The sequence below is a fragment of the Streptomyces sp. CBMA29 genome, from assembly GCF_014596445.1.
Classification (GTDB): domain Bacteria; phylum Actinomycetota; class Actinomycetes; order Streptomycetales; family Streptomycetaceae; genus Actinacidiphila.
In genome coordinates this window covers 1-2,492 of the sequence record NZ_MECL01000174.1, presented here as the reverse complement: position 1 = coordinate 2,492, position 2,492 = coordinate 1, and the positions used below count along the sequence as shown (strand labels likewise).

Annotated in this window: 4 protein-coding genes; 2 read left to right on the top strand and 2 right to left on the bottom strand. The window is 73.9% G+C overall.

Annotated features, from left to right (window positions below):
- Positions 1 to 72: 72 nt before the first annotated feature.
- The gene (locus BGM09_RS22680; protein WP_188283515.1) at positions 73 to 483 is read right to left on the bottom strand and encodes a BlaI/MecI/CopY family transcriptional regulator; all 411 of its coding nucleotides are present in this window, start codon (positions 481 to 483) and stop codon (positions 73 to 75) included.
- A 113-nt stretch (positions 484 to 596) separates the two neighbouring features.
- Here BGM09_RS22680 and BGM09_RS22675 point away from each other — a divergent pair, with 113 nt between their 5' ends.
- Positions 597 to 1,352: a DedA family protein gene (locus BGM09_RS22675; protein WP_188283514.1), complete on the top strand. Its 756-nt coding sequence runs from the start codon at positions 597 to 599 to the stop codon at positions 1,350 to 1,352.
- Positions 1,349 to 1,951, top strand: coding sequence for a phosphatase PAP2 family protein (locus BGM09_RS22670; protein ID WP_188283513.1), 603 nt, complete (start codon positions 1,349 to 1,351; stop codon positions 1,949 to 1,951). Before BGM09_RS22675 ends, BGM09_RS22670 begins: the two co-directional genes overlap by 4 nt.
- 50 nt (positions 1,952 to 2,001) lie before the next feature.
- Here the strand turns inward: BGM09_RS22670 and BGM09_RS22665 are convergent.
- Positions 2,002 to 2,492: phosphotransferase (locus tag BGM09_RS22665; RefSeq protein WP_188283512.1), on the bottom strand; the 491-nt coding region annotated here is incomplete at its 5' end.

The following is a 2,492-nucleotide window of genomic DNA, read 5'->3' as shown; positions in this document are numbered from 1 at the left end:
GCGTCGGCCAGCCGCCGCCTGCGGCGGGCACGGCGAGCAGCGGGAGCAGCAGCGGCGCCCAGACGGCGAGGTTCACGGGCCCTCCGCCTCGGGGGAGTCGTCCTCCTCCGCCTGGACCAGCAGCTCGCGCAGCAGCCGTTCGTCGTCCGGGTCGAGCTGGGAGACGAAGCGGGCCAGGACCGTACCGCGGTCGTCCTCACCGGACTTGTCCAGCTCGGTGCGCATGCGGCGGGCGGCCAGGCCCGGCGAGTCCTGGACCGGCAGGTACGCGTAGCCGCGCCCCCAACGGGTGCGGCTGACGGACCCCTTCTCGTAGAGGCGCGCGAGGATCGTGGTGACGGTGGTGCGCGCGAGGGCGGTGCCCAGATCGCGCTGGACGTCGGCGGGGGTCAGGGCGCGGCCGTCGGCCGCCCACAGCGCGGCCAGCACGCTCGCCTCGAGTTCACCCGAAGGCCGCCGGGCCGACGCGTTGGCCTCCGTCATGGATCGCCCCTTCCGGCTCGTTCGTCTACAGTTCTGTAGACCGACTACACGACTGTAGTCGGGGAGGGTGCCGCGCGGCACCCCAGGACCCATTATGGGAGGGCCCCACCGTCATGCCCCTGCCCGCGCTCGATCAGGCCGTGAACGTCCTGGACGCGACCTCCCTGCTGTCGTCCTTCGGGGCCGTCGGCATCGCGGTCATCATGTTCGCCGAAACCGGCCTGCTCATCGGCTTCTTCCTGCCCGGCGACTCGCTGCTCTTCACCGCCGGGCTGCTGTGCGTGCCCGGCGCCTCCGATGTGGTGCATCTCTCGCTGTGGCAGGTGCTGCTCGCCGCCCTGGCCGGGGCGCTGCTGGGGGCGCAGACCGGTTACGTGATCGGACGGCGCGGCGGCCCCGCGCTGCTGAACCGTACGAAGAACGCCAAGCTGCACGAGGGCGCGGCCAGAGCCGCGGAACTCCTCGAACGGTACGGGCACGCCAAGGCCGTCGTCCTGGCCCGCTTCATCCCCATCGTGCGCACGGTGCTCAACCCGCTCGCCGGGACGCTGAACGTGCCGGCCCGCACCTTCACCGTCTGGCAGATCGCGGGCGGCGCCGTCTGGACCGTCGGGCTGGTGCTCGGCGGCTACGGACTCGGCTCGTCGATCCCGCACGTGGACACGTATCTGCTGCCGATCGTCGCGGTGATCGTGGTCGTCTCGCTGGCGCCGCTGGTCCTGGAGGTACGGCGCAGCCGCCGCAACGGCGCGAAGGCCGCCGGCGCCGCCTCCGACGTATCCGCACCCGGCGTGACGAACCCCGCCGTGACGAACCCCGCGGTGAGCACCCCCGCCGCCGTCTCCTCCTCCGACCCGGAGCGCCCGTGACCTCGCAATTCGACGCGGGCCTGTACCGCTGGATCACCGACCTCGCGGGGCGCACCCCGCAGCCCCTGGACGACACCGTCCGCTTCTTCAGCGACTACGGGATCGGCCTCTTCGCCGTCCTGATGCTGATCGTCTGGTGGCGGGCCCGCCCCGCCGGGTCCGCCGCCATGGCGGCGGCGCTGTCCGTGCCGCTCACCGTCGTGGTCGCCTTCCTCGTCAACGACGGGGTCAAGGCGGTCTTCGACGAGCAGCGGCCCTGTCAGACGCTGCACACCGTCACGGTCGAGACGTGTCCGGCGCTCGGCGACTGGTCCTTCCCCAGCAACCACTCCGCCATCGCCGCGGCCGCCGCCGTCGCCCTGCTCCTCGCCGACCGGCGCCTGGGACTGCGCTACGCCGTCCCCCTCGCCCTCCTCATGGCCGCCTCGCGCGTCTGGATCGGCGTCCACTACCCGCACGACGTCGTCGTCGGCCTCCTCGTCGGCGCCCTCGTCGCCTGGCCCGTCTCCCTCCTGGCCCCCCGCGCCGCCCCCGCCGTCGACCGCCTGCGGTCCACCAGACTCCGCCCCCTGGTGTACGCCCTGCGGGCCGCCGAATAGCCGGTGCGCCACCCCGGCGCGGGCCCTGCTTCAGGGTCGGGCCCGCGGCCTCACACGCGGGATTTCAGCACGTCGACCTCGCAGCCGGGCGCGAACGGGTCGAAGCCGTGCTCGACCAGCCAGCGGACCCCCAGCAGGCCGCGCACGGACCACCACGCGCGCAGCACGTCGAGATCGACGTCGGCGCCGTAGCCGACGAGGAGGTCGCCGAGGCGCGCCTCGTGTCCGAGCGTCAAGGTGGCGAGGTCGAAGAGGGCGTCGCCCCGGCCCGCCTCGGACCAGTCGATGACGCCGGTGACCTCGGCGCCGACGACGAAGACGTGATCGATCTGGAGGTCGCCGTGCGCGAACACCGGGGTCCACGCCCGGAGCGCGGCCTCGGCGACCCGGCGGTTGCGGGTGACCAGGTCGGCGGGCAGGACGCCGCTCGTCACGAGCGCCTCGCACTCGGCGTCGAGTTCCGCCGCCAACTCGTCGGGGTCCCGGCGGCGCCGGCCCGGCCAGGGCGGCAACGGCGCGTCGTGCAGCCGCCGGACGGCGG